Origin of the sequence: Alteribacillus sp. HJP-4 (assembly GCF_042139015.1) — a bacterium.
Taxonomy (GTDB): domain Bacteria; phylum Bacillota; class Bacilli; order Bacillales; family Marinococcaceae; genus JBHIKY01.
In genome coordinates, this window is record NZ_JBHIKY010000005.1 from 24,525 (window position 1) to 42,335 (window position 17,811).

Below are 17,811 nucleotides of genomic sequence, written 5' to 3' on the forward strand. Positions count from 1 at the left end.
TTCAACATTTAATTGAAATATATAAGTCGCATTGTATACTTGTAATACAACTTAGCTGCTCAAAGAACAATAAATATAAAGAAAGCATGAGAGGTGAGATAGATCAATGTATGACGTGGCAGTTATAGGAAGCGGAATTGTAGGGCTGTCAACAGCCCTGGCATTACTGCAGAAGGATCCTCATTTAAAAATTATCATTATTGAAAAAGAAAAGGAAATTGGGACCCATCAAACGGGAAATAACAGCGGAGTAATTCATTCAGGAATTTATTATAAGCCGGGGAGCCTTAAAGCCAGGCTCGCCAAAAAAGGCAACGAAGAGATGATAAAATTTTGTAAAGCCTACGGCATTGAATTCGAACAATGCGGAAAGCTTATCGTTGCTAAAGAAAAATCAGAGCTTCCTCTATTAGAAAATCTGTATAAGCGGGGAATCCAAAATAATTTAACATTGAGCAGAGTATCACGAGAAGAAATAGCCGAAAGAGAGCCGTATTTAAGAGGCATAGAAGGCATTAACGTACCAAGCACCGGCATTGTAAATTTCCGGGATGTGGCCAAAATGTTCGAACAGCTGGTAAAGCAAAAAGATGCAGAGGTTCAATGCTCTACGGAGGTACAGGATTTTGTTCACCATAAAGACTATACAGAAATACAAACGAATAACGGCCTATTTCAAGCAAAAGTTTTAATAAATTGCACTGGCCTTTTTAGTGACAGGGTGGCAGAACTCGATAATGTGAAAACTAATATGAAAATTATTCCATTCCGGGGAGAGTATTATGAGCTGTCAGAAGAGAAAAGACATCTTGTGAATAAATTAATCTATCCTGTTCCCAATCCTGATTTTCCATTTCTCGGAGTCCATTTTACAAAGATGATCGATGGCAGGGTAACCGTAGGGCCGAATGCTGTGTTAGGCATGAAAAGAGAAGGGTATAAGAAAACGGATTTCAGTTGGAAGGATTCGTACGAAACGTTGTCGTATCCTGGCTTTTGGAAGGTCGCTTCGGGAAACATTACGGAAGGGATGAAGGAAATGGTCAGATCCATTCATAAAAAAACTCTGGTGAAGGAACTGCAGAAATTCATCCCCGCTGTCGAAGAAAAAGATTTATTGCCTTCTAAGGCAGGGGTGCGGGCACAGGCAATTGATCAAAACGGAAATATGATTGACGACTTTTTTATCGTAAAGACGAGACATGCTGTTCATGTGTGTAATGCTCCATCCCCTGCAGCTACAGCTTCTATCGAAATAGGAAGGTATATCGCAAACCAGGTAAAGGATCATGCTGCGATTAATTAAAAAATGTTTACTGGTTTCATAAACAAATTGCTGCAGGCAGCCCGGTCTGAGGGCCGTTGCTCAACTAGAAGGAGGATATGACAAATTGAATGATTATACTTTTTTTATGCCTACAAAAGTCGTGTCAGGGATAGGAAAGGCAAAAGAAACGGGAGAACTGCTGAAAGGTTACCAAGCCCGAAAAGTATTCGTTGTAACCGACAAGGGGATCGTCAACACCGGTATTCTAAATGAAATCATTGATTCACTGCATCAGAATGGAATGGAATCCTTTGTTTTTGATGAAGTGGAACCGAATCCAAACTCGGAATTAATAGTTAAAGCGACCAGGGCTCTTCGGGAAAATCAATGTGGACTTTTATTAGCGGTCGGCGGAGGCAGCAGTATCGACACGGCTAAAGCGGCTGCGGTCATGGCAAAAAATAAAGGCGCCATTCTCGATTATGAAGGTGTCGGTAAAATTCCAGAACCGCCATTACCAGTGGCAGCGATCCCAACAACTGCCGGTACCGGAAGTGAAGTAACGAATTCAACCGTGATCACCAATGAAAAAACGTTATTTAAAGCAGCTGTTGTAAGCGAGTACTTGTTTCCAGATCTGGCTGTCCTTGATCCTCAGCTTTCCATTGGCTGTCCTGCGGGCATTACAGCTTCAACTGGAATGGATGCACTGACTCATGGCATTGAATCTTACGTCTCCAAAAATGCGAACCCAATCAGCAGAGCCTTAGCGATCCGCTCTATCAAAATGATTGGAGAAAATATTGAAAAAGCCTATTTTTCCGGAACAGACATGACGAGCAGAATAAACATGTTAGAGGCTTCGATGATGGCCGGATTTGCTTTTTCACAATCACGACTTGGGGCGGTTCATGCGATTTCCCAATCCTTTGGTGGAGTATTTAATATTCCTCATGGTATAGCCAATTCCGTGCTGCTGCCGTATGTAATCCAATTTAATCTTCCGGCCTGCCTTGAGCAGATGAAAGATATTGCGGATGCCCTCGGAGCTGATACTACTGGAATGAATGAGAAACATGCGGCTGAACAGGTATTGGAAAGAGTAATTACATTAAATGCATCACTGCAAATACCTAATAACATTAAAGATTTAGGAGTTTCTATGGAACAGCTGCCAAAGCTTGTGCAGGATTCCATGGCCAGTGGCAATGTAATAGTCAACCCCCGGCTGATAAATGAGGAACAGGTGCAGAAGCTTATCGAAGATGCCTACCATGGAAATTTGTAATTTTGTAGAATTTTTATTTTTTAAATTGCCATTCTTATGAAAGGATGATTTGTTATGTATTATGAAATGAGAACTTATACGATTAAAGTCGGCCACATGAAACAGTATCTTGATCATTTTGAAAAATTCGGCCTCCCGGTAATTTCTAAATATGCCAGGCTCGTCGGCTGGTGGTATACCGACATTGGAGAACTGAACCAAGTGATACATATTTGGGAATATGAAAGTCTCGATGATAGAAAACAAAAACGGGAAGCTTTATACGAGGATGCGGAATGGGTGAATGATTTTATTCCAAAGGCATTCCCAATGCTTGAAAAACAGGAATCAAAGATCATGTATGCCGCAGATTTTTCACCTATTAAATAAAAACCATACCAATTAGTCCATAATTGTTTCGATTGCTGGGAATATGGCGTGATATGCTATACTGATGATAATTAGTCAGGTTGTATGATAATTTACCGGTAAGGAGACAGGCATGATTGAACGCAGAAAAATATCTCATCAAGTGTTGGAAGAAATGAAAAAATTAATAAAAAATAAAGAATTCCCAGTGAACGAAAAGCTTCCTTCCGAAACAGAGCTGGCGGAGCGATTCGGTGTCAGCCGAGCGCCTGTCCGTGAAGCGTTAAGTGTGCTTGCGGCAAGTGGTATTGTGGAATCAAAGCAGGGCGGCGGGAGCTGGGTCCGCCCCCTTCCAATCGAGGATCTATTAAAAGAAACAAGCCTCGAAGTGATGGGAACTGAAGAAATTCTCTATTTAATTGAAACTCGGATAATTCTCGAAAGGGAAGCTGCATCGCTTGCTGCTAATAGACGGACCCTGGAGGATATAGAGGAAATCAAGCAGGCACAGCATAAATTAACGACTATTCTAGCTGATCCGGATGAAATAGGGGATGAAGCAGATTTTCAATTTCACCGCAGTATTATCAAAGCCTCCCACAACCCTGTGCTGCTGAAAACTCTCGATAATATATCCGGACTCTACAATAAAGCTATGAAATTCTCTCTTGAGCTGAACAAACAAATCCGGGGTAAAAAGGAACAGGTGCTTAAGGAGCATGATGCGATTTTAACCGCTATTGAAAAAAACCGTGCAGACGATGCGAATCGCGCGATGGAAGAGCACTTAGTAAACAGCAGAAAGAAGCTCCAGGCATTTTTATAAAATACTGCACCCTTCTTGAGGTGTGGTTTCTAAGAGATGAAGTGGGCATTCCGCGTCCGATCCTACGGAATACGGCCGCCTGCAGCCTTTTCACTGAATTAGAGATCTAAGTAATTATTCTGCGATATAAAAGGCAGCATCTCCATTGTTAATGTGAAATTAGATCACTTTGCGGGGCTGTATCATAAATGATACTCGCCCCTTTTTGCATGGTAAAAAAAGCAGTGGACAAGTCCTTCGCTTTCCGTGGGCAGCGCTTCAGCTAATCGGGCGAAACCCGCGCCCGGCGGATCTTCAGCCGCTGCTCTTCCCACTGGAGTCTTCGGACTTGTCCCCTGCTATCTTCTATTTAGGATACTACTTTTTCTATAAAAAGGAGCTTTTGCTACAGCCCTTGGTAGAAAAAAATCAAGGTTTTTGAGATTTCTGCCGTCTTACACATAATTTTTGACTCAAAGGCTGACTTTCCAGTAAGTCAACTCAAGTTTGTTATGGTCTGGATCACTAAAATATAATGATAAACAAACTCCTCTGTCTATTACTTCATATTTAATATCCATGTTTTGAAATTTATGCTTCATCCGATCAAACTTTTCATCTTCAACGTTAAAAGCTAAGTGCATCACAGCATTTTCGTTATCATCATGAAATGGGTATACATCAGTTGCTGCCGGAAATAAGTTTATCATTGTATTACCGGCTTTAAGAATTACAGGTATAGAGCCGATTTGGGCGTTCTGTACACGTTGAAAACTCAAGACTTTCTGATACCATGTTGCTGAGTGTTCCAGGTCCTGCACTCTTATTGCTGCATGATCAATATGATTAACACACATCTTAATACCCCCTCATAAAAATTTTTCTAAGCATTCTTTGCTAACCTATATTGACTCTGTGCTCTTTTCTGGGATTCTGAAAAATATCAACCTCAAGCTCTTGTAAGACATCGATTGCTTTTTCAACTGGTAAATTCGGGAGTTGAAACTCTTCATTTATGACACTTCGTATATCGTTTATATTGTTAAGCTTCTTTTTCTCTAATTCTCCATTTATATATCTTATATTCAGTGTATGATTGACTAAAGAAAGACTTCGTTGTTTCTTTTGTTGCCATATTTGACAACGTAAAGTGTTCATAAATAAAGTACCCGGCTGAAAGTACTCCACAATAGGCTGTTCGAAGTCATCAAAATGATAGTTTTTATTAATGTTAAAAGACCAGAGCGTTTCTTTGATTAATTTTCCATCAATATATCTCTGAAATGTGTATATATCTTGTTCATCTTCCGGTTTTATGAACACGTCAATGCCGCCGAATGAAGCAGGCGTTGAAGGATGTGTTTCAAACTTTAGTGGCTTAAACAAGGGGGCGGCTGTACCGCAATCAACATAAACCAACTCCTCTGTGTCAGGTTTTTGTACCAATAAACCTAAATGAATCGATCCTAACTTAGTATAACGGCATTGAAATCCCAGATGTTTTAAAAGAGAGTAAAGGTTACTATTAATGGCATAACAGGTTCCACCCATATGAAATTGAGTGAGTTGCTGTACAAACTGTCTTTCGTTTGGGATATACCAGCCCATGCTCTGATAATCTCTGTATTGGAGCAGTGTACTAATGTTTTCAAAGGGTATATTGTTTAAATGGGCGGCACAGATTTCTTTCAGATACTCATATGACGGGTCTTTCATCGGTACGTTGATGTAGGATAAGTAATCCTGTACCCAGTAAGGCAAGCTAGTTGAACGCATTTTTTAGTTCCTCCTCTCAAATTACCTTTTTGATTCCTTTTACACTTACCTGACTTTCACTGACGAGGATAATATTGCCATCACCTCCTTTAATGCTTTTTACATGGTACAGCCATTCTAATTGGTATATAATATTATTGGAAGTAGGCACTTAAAAGTGGTATAGTATCAAAAAAGAAACTAAAGAGGAGTAAGTATGGAAGAAGATACAAGGTTATGCCAAGAAACAGAAGAAGTGATGGGGATTCTTTCTGGAAAGTGGAAACTAATCATCTTATTTCATTTAATGTACGGGGGAACCAAACGTTTTAACGAGTTAAAACGATTAATTCCTAATATCACCCAGAAAATGTTAACCAAACATTTGCGTGAATTAGAACAGCAGGATATCATCAAAAGAATCGTATATGCACAAGTTCCACCTAAAGTTGAGTATACGATGACCGATTATGGAAATAAATTGAAGCCCATTATTGAGGATTTACATGAATTTGGAAAGTCTCATTTAGTGCACATGCAAAACAAGGGATCTACGTTTAAATGAACTTTATTTATAGTGTAAAACAGTAAATAATAAGGCAAACCATAGGATAGAAGGTAATGTCAGGTGTGAAATGAGAGGGTATAAGTCAACAGATTTCAGTTGGAAGGATTTATACAGACGATTGATGTATCCTGTTTTTGTTGGAATGTGACTCGGGTTTTATTCAGTAAAATACTGGTCACTTAATGCTTGATAAACAAGAAGAACCGTGCAGATATTTATCCTACAGCACTTAATTTTTTGATTGTTGGGAAAATAGAGTAGCATGCTATATTTATAAAAAATCGCACCCTTGTTGAGGGAGGCCACTGAAAAACTGAAGGTCTTTGAAAAGTAGAATTTTAATAAAGCGGTCTGTGTGGAATTTAATTTCCACACAGACCGCTTTTCGTCTAATTTCAAGTGATTTGTTGCTCTCATAAACGAAGGAAAAGTCTATAAACTCATTAAACTCCCGAAAAAGATGTTTCCGACAAAGCTGGGGAAACGGGCTGTTTTGAGCTTTTAGCGGAACCAGTGTCCGGCAAAGTGGCCGCAGCGGGCGGGTGCTGAATGGAAAAAACCGAGCTGCTTTGATGGATCAGCAGACGACATCATTAAAGAACTCTTTCCAATTGAACTCTCATGTTGTATACTTGTAATACAACTTTTCTAATCAATGGAAATGAGGTTAGAACGATGAATGAAACGGTGAAAAAAAAGCTGCAATCGATATTGCCTCCAGAACAGCTTCATTTTGAATTATCGGAGCGCTATGCCTACAGTTTCGATGCATCCTTTGGAGAATATCTCCCCGAGGCAGTAGCGCAGCCATCCACTGCACTGGAGATCAGTGACATAATAAAGCTTGCCAATCAGCATCAATTTCCGGTGTACCCGCGCGGCTCTGCGACCTCTCTCAGCGGTGGCCCTCTTCCGGTGGAAGGCGGTCTTGTACTCGATATGTCCCAAATGAAAAGCAGGCTGACAATCGATAAAGAAAATATGTTAGCGATTGCATCCCCCGGTGTGATGACGGGGGATATTCATAAACAGGCAGAGGAAGCTGGTCTTTTTTACCCGCCGGACCCCAGCAGTGCTCATGTGTCGACTATTGCAGGAAACATCCTGGAAAACTCAAGCGGTCCGAAAGGATTAAAGTACGGCACGACAAAGGAATATGTGATTGGTCTCGAAATCGTCACTCCGCAGGGTGAGATTGTCAGAACCGGCGGAAAAACGGTCAAGAATGTCACCGGCTTTGATCTAACTAGATTAATCACTGGTTCAGAAGGCATGCTCGCTGTCGTCACGGAGGTTACCCTCCGGCTAATTCCGCTGCCGAAAGCTAGAAAAACAATGATGGTGACGTTCGATAGCGCCGTGGACTGCGGAAGAGCGATCACAAAAATTCTAGCTGCGGGCACGCTTCCAGCTGCAATGGAACTGATGGATAACGCCTGTATTAAGGCAGTGGAACATTTTGAACCGAGTGGGCTTCCTGTAGAAGCTGGTGCCCTGCTTATTCTTGAGGTGGACGGCCATCCGCTGAGCATAGAAGAGGAAATCGAGGACTGCCGGCAGATCTGCGGGGAAATGAAAGCAATTACTATTAAAGTGGCTGGAACTGATAAAGAAAGAATGGAAATTTGGAAGGCGAGAAAAAAGGTTTCTCCGGCAATTACACAGATGGGACCGACTAAAATCTCCGAAGACGCCACAGTACCTAGAAGTAAAATTCCAGAGATGATGGAAAAATTAAACGTGATCCGGGATAAGTATCAATTAAACCTCGTTGTATTCGGACATGCCGGCGACGGTAACCTTCATCCGAATATCATTACAGACAAACGAAACAGGGAAGAAATGAAACGGGCAGAGGACGCCGTCGGAGAAATATTTCAGGCAGCGCTGGATCTTGGAGGCACACTTTCCGGTGAACACGGAATCGGCACGCTGAAGGCTCCTTACCTGGAGCGTGAATACGGCAAAGAAGGTGTCGCCCTTTTGAAAGCGATAAAAAATGCGTGGGATCCTAATAATATTTTGAACCCTGGAAAAATGTTTGCAAAGGACGGACAGACAAAGGTGGTGCTGACGTAAATGGAAACGCAGCAGAAGCATCCACAGGCTGAAAAGCTTCATAACATGGCACATGATGCTGCTAATCAATGTATTCAGTGCGGCTATTGCCTTCCTTCCTGTCCGACGTACCTTTCCATGGGAAAAGAATCTGCCTCCCCGCGGGGCCGTATTAATCTCGTCAAGATGGCCGCAGAAGGCAGGATAGATTTGTCCCAGGATCTCGCAGAACCGATCGATTTATGTTTGGGATGCAGAGCTTGTGAAACAGCATGTCCTGTCGATGTGCCATATGGTCATATTCTCGAATCAGCCAAGGATTCCATTAAAAGACACCAGGCAGCAGAAAAACAGGCACCAAAGGGCAGCGCATGGAAAGAGTTTCTATTAAACCAAGTATTTACGAGACCCGCTATAATGAAGACCGCCGGCAGTATGACCTGGTTTTACCAAAAAAGCGGGGCAGGCAGGGTCGTGCGTAAAACGAACTTATTAACAAAGCTCTCTGAACCTGTCGGAGAAATGGAAAAAATACTCCCGCCCGTGGAGCACCCTGCGAAAAGGTTGAAACGAGGAACAGTGCTTGCCCCTTACACAGAAAAGAAAACGACCGTTTCTTTTTTTTCCGGCTGTGTTTCAGAGGCAGTATTAAACAGGACGAATCGATTAAGTGTTGAGCTGCTTCGACACGTCGGGTGTGAAGTTGTCATCTCGAGCAGTCAGAATTGCTGCGGGGCGCTGCATTCTCATCAAGGCAGCTCCAGTACGGCAAAGTCTCTTGCAAGAGAGAATATCAAAGCGTTTGAGGAGACCGGTGCTTCGTATATTGTGAACAATGCGGGAGGCTGCGGAGCGAGCTTAAAAGAGTATCCGCATCTGCTTCGTGATGAGCAGGAGTGGAAGAAGCGGGCGGAGCATTTTTCAAATGCTTCGAAAGACATTTCTGAGCTGCTCGTTTCCTTTGACCCTCTTCCTTTTAAAAAAGATTGGAAAGGCACAATCACCTATCAGCCCTCCTGCCATTTAAGCAACGTACAAAAGGTTACGGATGCACCGCGGCAGCTGCTTCGGTCTATTCCCGGAGCAGATTATGTAGAAATGGAAAATAGTGAGGGATGCTGTGCCTCCGGAGGGATTTATAATATCCTGCAATATCATGAATCCATGAAAATATTAGATGAGAAAATGAAGTACGCTGCCGCATCCAACGCTGCCGTTATTATTTCTACTAATCCAGGCTGCCTTCTGCAAATGCGCCTTGGCATCAAAAGAGCAGGCTTGGAAGGAAAGGCGGAGGGAATGCATCTTGTTGACATTCTCGCTGAAGCATGTGATATAAAATAAAACTTATGGTGAACTCATAAATTCGTTCTTATTTTACTGAAAAGGCCAGAAAAGATTTATAAATTTTTTGCCTTCATCGATATATGATCCGGATCACTGCTTGAAGACGACCTTCGCGGCAGTGAAAGAAACAGGAGTAAATCCGGATGACCTTGTTTTTGAATTTTCCATAAAAGCACAGTTGCAGTAAAGAGAATAGAACGCATGAAATAACCGTCACCAGGGTAAGGACTCCCAGTGACGGTTTTATTTGACTGCATTTTTTTCTCTTAACCAGTAGCTGATCCGAGGACCATGGCCGTTACTCCTACAAACCCGAGTACAATCGGCAGATTTTTTAGTGTATGAGCTGTCATGACGCTCGGGGCTTTACTTAATAAAAAGAAGCATCGGTCAGCCAGGAAAAACATAATTGCTGCCAGTACGGCCATAATCGTTACGTCAATATTTTTTGTAACGATGTAAACCAACGATGCGGCGGTCACGTGAAATAAAAAAGAATATAAATGAAAATATTTATTTATACGCTTCGCGAGCCAGTCGGATACGAATGATACGACTGAACCGTAAAAAACAATTGGAGTTAAAGAGAAAAATCCGTAAATCGTATAGCTTTGCAATACCATCCCGACGGAACTGGCACCGTTTGTTGTCTGAATAGGAAAAAGCATTCCCATCAGAAATAAAAACATCGTCCACACGGATAGCCCCGTAAGAACCTTATTCATGATGAATTCGCCTCCGCTATGAAATTTTGTATGCACATGTTTATGATAATGTCAATATCAATGTACAATAGTATATAACCGCATTTCGATTTATGTAAACAGAAAAAAACCAAGGAAAGCGCTTCCAACAGTATTCTTATTATGATTGTAAACAATTTGTAACGGCCGTAAAAAATTTTCAATATGAAAGGAGTTCTCCACATGGCCAATCAATTAATATTATTTATGCACCCGGACGAAGCCAGCTTCAACGGTGCCTTATTAAAAACATATCAGGAGGAATTAGAGGCTTTGGGGGGAGTAGTGAAGCTGAGGCACGTCTCAGCTTTGGAATTGCGAACGGATCTGACAAAAGAGGAATATGAGGACTCCCAAATAGGACGCTATCCGCCGGCGGTTGTGAAGGAACAAGAATGGATAAGCTGGGCTGACACTGTGACGCTGATTTTTCCATTGTGGTGGGGCAGCTTTCCGGCGTCAGGCAAAGCATATCTTGATAGAGTACTGTCGTACAAGTTTGCTTATGAAATGAAAGGCGAAGAGCCTGTTCCGCTGATAAAGGGTAAAAAGCTTGCGATTATATACACAACCGGCACTCCGGAGGGTGAATTTTTGAATAATGGCGGGAAACAAAGAACCGAAGAAGTTTGGAGAGAGGATATTTTCGCATTTTGTGGATTTAAATGTCTGCCTTTTTTGCATCTGGGAAACGCTGTTCAGGCGGAGGGGGAAGAAAGAGAAGCCATGTTTCAAAAAGTGCGGGAGTATGCAGCACAAATAAATGAAACGAAGCCCGGGACTACTCCCTAGGTTCCGTCATGCGAGATAGACAACGTATTCAACAGCGGCTCCATCGCTAAAAACTGCGCAGTTTTTTTCTTGTTTTTTACATCGTAATGAACGAGCAGTAATTCGCTTTCTTTCCGGATCTCCCCGCTGGCAAGGTAGCTGCTGAGCGAGAAGGAGAGCTTTTCCGTGACGATATGCTTAAATAAATCCTGTTCTTTTAAATTGAACGGAAGCCCGGTGAGCTCTGGTTTTTCTGCGAACAATGAGACAAGCTCCACATGCTTTTCCTTTGAAAGTTTCGGTTTTCCCCAGGCCTTGCGGGGTTTGTGTTTTTGGTGGAGAAAATAATCGTAGGTCATCAATCCTTCAATAATCTCGATATCCCCTGTGTCCCTGGCCAGAAGAAATTCATGCAGGCGTAAAAATAAATCCTCGAGCTGATGGCCGATTCTGCCCCATTGCTGCTGATGCCAATAGTCACCGAAATCCTGAAAAAAATCAAAGGCGCTCGGAAAAACTCGCTCGACAAGATACGTAACCGTGTGGTCCATACGATGATCATTCCAATATTTCTCTAGTACATCCTCGACCCGTTTGATGCGGGCGATATCGGCAAAGCTGAGAACATTATTGCTCAGCATTTCATAGGGAGCACGATCCATGTAGACATACTGCTGATCGGCAGCGCGAAGGCGCAGGCCGGTGCCGCGCAGCATTTTTAAAAAGCCGAGCTGAAGCTCTTCAGGCCGCATTGCGAATACATCATTAAAGGTCTGTTTAAAACGCTCATAATCTTCTTCCGGAAGGCCGGCAATTAAATCAAGGTGCTGTTCAATTTTTCCGCCTTCCTTGACCATTCTGACGGTGCGCTGCAGCTTCTTAAAGTTCTGCCGTCGTTTCACGAGTTCATTGGTTTCATCATTTGTCGACTGTACGCCGATTTCAAAACGGAAAATCCCAGGCGGGGCGTTGTCATTCAAAAATTGAAGGACCTCGGGCCGCATGATATCGGCGGTAATTTCGAATTGAAATTCACAGCCCTGATGATTGTCGATAAGAAACTGAAAAATCTCAAGCGCATAATCTCGTTTTATATTGAAGGTCCTGTCCACAAATTTTATCATTTTCGCCCCGCTCTCAATTAAATAGAGAAGATCGCTTTTTACTTGATCGATATCAAAATAACGTACGCCTGTTTCAATGGAAGAAAGGCAGAACTGACAGCTGAATGGACAGCCCCGGCTGGTTTCAAAGTAAGTAATTCTTTTGGAAAGAGCAGCCCGGTCTTCTTCAAATTGGTACGGAGAAGGAAGCTGCTCGAGCGGCAGCTTTGGCCGTGGTGCATTAATTACAGTTTTCCCGTCCTTGCGGTAGGCTGTTCCAATTACCATATGATACTTCTCGGAGCCGTTGATTTCATCAAGTAGCTGCTTAAAGGTTTCCTCACCGTCTCCCATGACGATAAAATCAACATCCGAAAGCCTTTCCATCCAATAGCCGGTATCATAGGAAACTTCCGGCCCTCCAAGTACAATCTTTAAGTTTGGATTGATTTTTTTCAGCATCGAAACGACCTGAATAGTTTCTTCAATGTTCCATATATAACAGGAAAATCCAATGATGTCCGGGTTTTTTTCAAATAGGTCGGTGACGATGTTCATCGCCGGATCTTTAATTGTATATTCTGCCATCTCCACGTCATAATACGGTTCGGCAAACGCCTTTAAGCAGCGGAGCGCGAGGCAGGTATGAATATATTTTGCATTCAGCGTACTAACTATCACATTCATGAAATAACTCTCCTTAGCAAAGGTACTGTGAATATGATACCATATGAAAGTCGCAATATCTCGTTAGTAAAGGATGTAATACTTATGGTTTGGACGCTTGTTCCATGGCTGTTTCATTTATTATTATCAATTTTTATTATCGCGACTGTTTTTTGTGCCGGTCTGCTTCTGCATAATTTTTTAAAGAAGAAAGGCAGGGATGGCAGACGCACCGAAACCATGCTCGCTTTCGGGCTTGCAATTATGATGGCCTGCTTCTATTTTATTGTGACAGAAAACTTTACAGACTCGGCATCCCAGGGAGAAAAAATAGTGACTCAATCCGGGACTGAGGAAGTGGAAGCTTCACAGGCTGTTGTGATTCCGATAGGAAATTATGTCATTATTGAGCGATTATATGAGTTCGGCTACACGGTGGAAAAAGAGGCAGGTAGTGGTACCTATCGTTATACTTTTTTACCGGAGAATTGGAATGCCCTCCTGGAGAATTATTCTTCTTACATCAGCGGAGATGGCCTATTTTCAAATAACTCTCGTTTTCAGTTTGCACGTGCTGCTGAGGAAGAGTGGGTACCGCGGGTGGAAGGCCTTTCTCCTGCAGAAGCGGAAAGTGCTCTGCCTGGTTTGACAGTTACAATTGAAGAAATAGATCAGCAATAGAAAACGTGATTTCGCTCATTTTTAAATGCTTGGCGGACATCAGGTACGCTATTTGCCTGAATGGCATGCAATTTGGCTTTGTTATTGGCCGATAGCGCAACCCATGTCCGGCAAATCAATCAAAACAGGCGATTTAGGGCATATAGTAGAACCAGTGTCCGTAGAACTGGCGGTGGTTGATCGCTGTACATCCGCATTATTACCATAGCTTCTTCTCATGGTTGAGTATTGCATAAACGCTTTACTGCAAAAAAGATTTTTATTTACAAAGGACTGGGAATTTTATAGTATTAAACATATCAGGATGAAAGATTTACAACGTAATTCAAGGGGGAGAAGCAATTGAGTAAAAAGTGGCTTCGTATGGTGCTTACAGGATTTTTATCTGTAAGCGTTTTAGCTGCCTGCGGCAGTGGGGACAATGAATCAAATGAAGAAGAGGGAGCATCGGGAGGCTCTGATTCGGAAGACTCTGAACAAGAAGCCGATTCAGGTGAAACATATACAATTGGTGCATCACAGATAGTAGAGCATCCGTCGCTCGACCAGGCGTACGCAGGCTTTCAGGAAGGTCTTGCTGATAACGGCTACGTGGAGGGTGAAAATGTTGAATATGATCTGCAGTCAGCTCAGGGAGATCCTAATAACGCATCGACGATCGCACAGAATTTAGTGTCGGACGGAGTGGATTTAATATTTGCTAATTCAACGCCGAGTGCCCAGTCTGCACTGCAGGCAAGCTCAGAGACACCGATTATTTTCACTTCGGTTACGGACGCGGTGGAAGCCGGATTGATGGAGGACATAGAGGAGCCGGGGGAACTGATTACCGGAGTGATGGATCAGCACCCGGATGCGATTAAAATGACGGTGGATTTCATTGCTGAATATTTTCCAGAAGCGAATGTTGGTATGATATATAACTCAGGGGAGCAGAATTCTGTCTCTCAGATAAAAGATGTGGAGGAAGCAGCAGAAGGCACTGATCTTGAAATTTCAACAAGGAGTGTCTCCTCTTCTGCAGAAGTGCAGCAGGCAGCAGAGTCCTTAGCCGGCGAAGCGGATGTCATGTACATTATTACAGATAATACCGTAGTATCAGCGTTGGAATCAGTCGTTGGTGCCGCTGAAGATCAGCAGGTTCCATTAATGGTGGCAGAGCCGGATTCGCTGGAGCGGGGCGGATTTGCAACTTTTGGCATTGATTATCAAACGATTGGCTACCGGGCCGGAGAAATGGCAGCGGAAGTATTGGATGGCAAAAGCACACCGGCAGATATTCCAGCCGAATACCCGGAAGATATGAAGCTGATCATAAATGAGGAAGCAGCAGAGGCCCAGGGAGTAGAATGGAACGAAGATTGGGATGAAGATGCGGAACTGCTTGAGCAGTAAATGACAAGAGGCTTTCCTCAGGCAGCGCCATGTCGGGCGGCTCTTCCTCGAGGCAGCCTCTTATTCTTTGAAATAAACTAGAAAGGGAGGCGTCCGTAGTATGTTTACTTCTATGTTTGGCGCATTTGAGTCCGGGCTTATTTATGCTCTGATGGCACTTGGCGTCTATTTATCCTTTCGAGTTCTGGACTTTCCCGATCTAACGGTGGATGGCAGCTTTGTTACGGGAGCGGCGATGGCAGCAGTAATGATCATTAACGGCCAGTCTCCTCTGGCTGCAACGATTGCCGCAGTGATTGCCGGTTTTCTTGCAGGCTGTGTAACAGGACTGCTTCATACAAAAGGAAAGATAAATCCGCTGTTATCAGGAATTTTAATGATGATTGCACTTTATTCAATTAATCTTAGAATTATGGGACAGTCCAATATTCCGCTGCTGAATGAATCAACGCTATTCACTTCAGTACGTGAGTCATGGGAAGGAATGAACTTAAGCGCATCGTTTAATGGAATGCTTCAGGCTGTCGGTATACAGGCTGGGCCGTCTACGTGGGGGATTCTGTTTTTCGGTTTAATTCTAGTTTTGATCGTAAAGTTTTTGACAGATTATTTCCTAAAGACAGATGTCGGGCTTGCACTGCGGGCCACAGGAGATAATAAGAAAATGATCCGCAGCTTTTCTGCCAATACAGACGGCCTGATTATTCTCGGCTTAGGTATCTCCAACGCATTTGTCGCGTTGTCTGGTGCGCTGATTGCTCAGCTGAACGGATTTGCCGATGCCGGGATGGGGATCGGAATGATTATTATCGGTCTTGCTTCGGTCATTATCGGGGAGGCATTATTTGGAACGAAGACAATTGCGAGGGTGACACTTGCCGTCATCGGTGGGGCCATTATTTATAGGATTGTCGTTTCGCTCGCTTTACGGGTAGAATTTTTAGAAACCGGAGATATGAAGCTGATAACAGCAGTCATTGTAATCGGAGCACTAGTGACTCCAAAGCTGCTCGAATCACGGCGCGAAAAGCGCAGAAGACTTCGAAAACGAAAAGAGATTGAAGACATCACTGACCGCGAAGAAGAGGGAGGGAAGCAAAATGCTGCAACTTAACCACGTCTCTTTAACCTTTAATGAAGGTACGATGGATGAAAAAAAGGCATTGAGGAGTACGAATCTTCAATTGAAATCGGGAGACTTCTTAACGGTCATCGGTAGTAACGGAGCCGGAAAATCAACGCTTATGAATGTGATCTCGGGATCGTTAATTCCAGACACAGGCGATATCATTATAGGAGAAAAGCCAGTAACTCATATCCAGGAGTACAAGCGGTCCCGCTTAATCGGCCGTGTCTTTCAAGACCCGATGGCAGGCACAGCACCATCGATGACCATTGCGGAAAATCTGGCGATGGCATGGTCCCGCAATAAAAAACGTTCTTTATCCATTGGCGTAACAAAGAAGCGCAAGGATGTATTCAGAGACCATCTAAAAACCTTGAATCTCGGGCTGGAGGACAGGCTGAGCGCAAAGGTGGGACTGTTATCCGGAGGAGAGCGGCAGGCACTGTCTCTCTTAATGGCAACTTTCACCCAGCCGCAGATTCTTTTGTTAGATGAGCACACGGCCGCGCTTGATCCGTCGCGGGCAGAACTAATCACTTCCATCACAAAAGATATAGTGGCCAGGTTTGAACTGACTACCTTAATGGTTACTCACAACATGCAGCAGGCGCTTGATTTAGGGAACCGCTTAATAATGATGGATAAGGGCCAGATTATTTTAGACGTGAACAGTGAGGATAAGAAAAAATTGAGCGTGGAAAAACTACTTCAGGAATTTCAGCGGATCCGCGGAGAAAAAATGGCGAGCGACAAAGCAATTCTTGGATAGCAGCACACGAGAGACGCAGGGTATCCGGGCGTCTCTTATGCTGCATATACAAAGAAGAAGGGAGCATCCTCTATGAAACTGACTACTATTTCATTAAACAAGGAACATATCATCGCAGCCGTATGCGAGGACGAGCAGGTCTACATCGATCTGCCAAAAGCTCAAAAGACAAAAGGTGGAACTCTGGAAATACCTTCTTCCATGCTGGAAGCAATTCGCCTTGGAGCTTCATTTTTAGAAGAAGCGGAGCGTACCGTGAACTGGGCACTTGCAGAGCCGCAGGAGAGTTATGTGTACAGATTTGACGATGAGCTTATCCGCCGCGAGGCTCCGATCCCTGTTCCAGTAAAGAATGTAATGTGCGCCGGAAAAAATTATGCAGAGCATGCGATTGAAATGGGAAGTAAAGCAGACATACCGGGGCATCCGATTATATTTACAAAATCACCGACCACGGTTATCGGTCCTGATGATGAAATAGAAGCTCATCAAAATGTGACCAGTGCACTTGATTATGAAGGAGAAATTGCTGTAATTATTGGCAAAAAGGGAAGAGCAATTGCTAAAGAAGAGGCGCATGATTATATTTTTGGGTACACACTCTTAAATGACGTCACAGCGAGAGATCTGCAAAGCAGGCATAAACAGTTTTTTCTCGGCAAAAGCCTGGACAGCTTTTGTCCGATGGGGCCGTATATTGTCCCTGCTACGCATATCAATATTGATCACAGTACACTCACCACCAGAGTGAACGGTGAAATACGACAGGAATCCACCGTGGACAAAATGATTTTCAGCATTGCTGAGCTGCTGGAAATTATTTCCCGGGGAATGTCTCTGGAGCCGGGAGATATCATTGCTACAGGTACTCCAGCCGGTGTGGGAAAAGGATTTACACCTCCCAAGTATTTAAAAGGTGGCGATGAGGTTTCTATTGAAGTCGATGGGCTTGGTATGTTAAAAAATAAAGTAAATAGCGGCTGATATAATCAATTACATTACTTAGAGAAACTAGAGGCTGTGATTTAACCTCTGAAGAGGAAATAAAGCTTCCGAGAAACAAGCGATGTATTTTTTATAGATAGGTACGGACACTGGTTCCGCTATCGGTCAAAAAGAAA

At 43.2% G+C, this 17,811-nt stretch carries 17 protein-coding genes and 1 pseudogene; 14 read left to right on the forward strand and 4 right to left on the reverse strand.

Features of this window, described 5'->3' with window-relative positions:
- The first annotated feature begins 106 nt into the window (after positions 1-106).
- The 4 genes from lhgO to ACE4RR_RS05805 all read left to right on the forward strand — a co-directional run bounded on the left by lhgO (position 107) and on the right by ACE4RR_RS05805 (position 3,729).
- Positions 107-1,306: an L-2-hydroxyglutarate oxidase gene (gene lhgO / locus ACE4RR_RS05790; protein WP_375534460.1), complete on the forward strand. Its 1,200-nt coding sequence runs from the start codon at positions 107-109 to the stop codon at positions 1,304-1,306.
- 85 nt (positions 1,307-1,391) lie between these two features.
- The gene (locus tag ACE4RR_RS05795) at positions 1,392-2,555 is read left to right on the forward strand and encodes an iron-containing alcohol dehydrogenase (RefSeq protein WP_375534461.1); all 1,164 of its coding nucleotides are present in this window, start codon (positions 1,392-1,394) and stop codon (positions 2,553-2,555) included.
- A 54-nt stretch (positions 2,556-2,609) separates the two neighbouring features.
- Entirely contained in the window at positions 2,610-2,924 is a 315-nt protein-coding gene (locus ACE4RR_RS05800; protein WP_375534462.1) for an NIPSNAP family protein, read from the forward strand.
- A 112-nt stretch (positions 2,925-3,036) separates the two neighbouring features.
- A complete protein-coding gene (locus tag ACE4RR_RS05805; protein WP_375534463.1) occupies positions 3,037-3,729 on the forward strand; it encodes a FadR/GntR family transcriptional regulator in 693 nt (230 codons plus the stop codon).
- Between the two features lie 452 nt (positions 3,730-4,181).
- On the opposite strand, the gene ACE4RR_RS05810 is transcribed toward ACE4RR_RS05805, so the two are convergent.
- Positions 4,182-4,565, reverse strand: coding sequence for a VOC family protein (locus ACE4RR_RS05810; RefSeq protein WP_375534464.1), 384 nt, complete (start codon positions 4,563-4,565; stop codon positions 4,182-4,184).
- 40 nt (positions 4,566-4,605) lie between these two features.
- Positions 4,606-5,484 carry an arylamine N-acetyltransferase gene (locus tag ACE4RR_RS05815; protein ID WP_375534465.1) on the reverse strand — a complete coding sequence of 293 codons (879 nt, stop codon included), beginning with the start codon at positions 5,482-5,484 and terminating at the stop codon, positions 4,606-4,608.
- A 196-nt stretch (positions 5,485-5,680) separates the two neighbouring features.
- Here ACE4RR_RS05815 and ACE4RR_RS05820 point away from each other — a divergent pair, with 196 nt between their 5' ends.
- The 4 genes and pseudogenes from ACE4RR_RS05820 to ACE4RR_RS05835 all read left to right on the forward strand — a co-directional run.
- On the forward strand, positions 5,681-6,028 hold the full coding sequence (locus ACE4RR_RS05820) for a winged helix-turn-helix transcriptional regulator (RefSeq protein ID WP_375534466.1): 348 nt from the start codon (positions 5,681-5,683) through the stop codon (positions 6,026-6,028).
- Positions 6,029-6,706: 678 nt separating this feature from the next.
- Positions 6,707-8,110 (forward strand): FAD-binding oxidoreductase, encoded by a 1,404-nt coding sequence (locus ACE4RR_RS05825; RefSeq protein ID WP_375534467.1) that lies wholly within the window; start codon positions 6,707-6,709, stop codon positions 8,108-8,110.
- A complete protein-coding gene (locus ACE4RR_RS05830; RefSeq protein ID WP_375534468.1) occupies positions 8,111-9,433 on the forward strand; it encodes a (Fe-S)-binding protein in 1,323 nt (440 codons plus the stop codon).
- Between the two features lie 43 nt (positions 9,434-9,476).
- Positions 9,477-9,596, forward strand: a pseudogene (locus ACE4RR_RS05835) (EAL domain-containing protein); the annotation flags it as partial.
- A gap of 106 nt (positions 9,597-9,702) precedes the next feature.
- On the opposite strand, the gene ACE4RR_RS05840 reads toward ACE4RR_RS05835, so the two are convergent.
- Positions 9,703-10,161 (reverse strand): hypothetical protein, encoded by a 459-nt coding sequence (locus tag ACE4RR_RS05840; RefSeq protein WP_375534469.1) that lies wholly within the window; start codon positions 10,159-10,161, stop codon positions 9,703-9,705.
- A 201-nt stretch (positions 10,162-10,362) separates the two neighbouring features.
- Here ACE4RR_RS05840 and ACE4RR_RS05845 point away from each other — a divergent pair, with 201 nt between their 5' ends.
- A complete protein-coding gene (locus ACE4RR_RS05845) occupies positions 10,363-10,971 on the forward strand; it encodes an NAD(P)H-dependent oxidoreductase (RefSeq protein ID WP_375534470.1) in 609 nt (202 codons plus the stop codon).
- On the opposite strand, the gene ACE4RR_RS05850 is transcribed toward ACE4RR_RS05845, so the two are convergent.
- Positions 10,968-12,740: a B12-binding domain-containing radical SAM protein gene (locus ACE4RR_RS05850; protein WP_375534471.1), complete on the reverse strand. Its 1,773-nt coding sequence runs from the start codon at positions 12,738-12,740 to the stop codon at positions 10,968-10,970. The genes ACE4RR_RS05845 and ACE4RR_RS05850 overlap by 4 nt on opposite strands.
- Before the next feature lie 84 nt (positions 12,741-12,824).
- Between ACE4RR_RS05850 and ACE4RR_RS05855 the strand changes: the two genes are divergently transcribed.
- The 5 genes from ACE4RR_RS05855 (at position 12,825) to ACE4RR_RS05875 (ending at position 17,674) form a co-directional block, all read left to right on the forward strand.
- Positions 12,825-13,400, forward strand: coding sequence for a hypothetical protein (locus ACE4RR_RS05855; protein WP_375534472.1), 576 nt, complete (start codon positions 12,825-12,827; stop codon positions 13,398-13,400).
- Positions 13,401-13,742: 342 nt separating this feature from the next.
- The gene (locus tag ACE4RR_RS05860) at positions 13,743-14,795 is read left to right on the forward strand and encodes an ABC transporter substrate-binding protein (protein ID WP_375534473.1); all 1,053 of its coding nucleotides are present in this window, start codon (positions 13,743-13,745) and stop codon (positions 14,793-14,795) included.
- Positions 14,796-14,895: 100 nt separating this feature from the next.
- On the forward strand, positions 14,896-15,909 hold the full coding sequence (locus ACE4RR_RS05865) for an ABC transporter permease (protein WP_375534474.1): 1,014 nt from the start codon (positions 14,896-14,898) through the stop codon (positions 15,907-15,909).
- Positions 15,896-16,690, forward strand: coding sequence for an ABC transporter ATP-binding protein (locus ACE4RR_RS05870; RefSeq protein ID WP_375534475.1), 795 nt, complete (start codon positions 15,896-15,898; stop codon positions 16,688-16,690). The genes ACE4RR_RS05865 and ACE4RR_RS05870 overlap by 14 nt, the downstream gene beginning before the upstream one ends.
- A 72-nt stretch (positions 16,691-16,762) precedes the next feature.
- Positions 16,763-17,674: a fumarylacetoacetate hydrolase family protein gene (locus ACE4RR_RS05875; protein WP_375534476.1), complete on the forward strand. Its 912-nt coding sequence runs from the start codon at positions 16,763-16,765 to the stop codon at positions 17,672-17,674.
- The last annotated feature ends 137 nt before the right edge of the window (positions 17,675-17,811 follow it).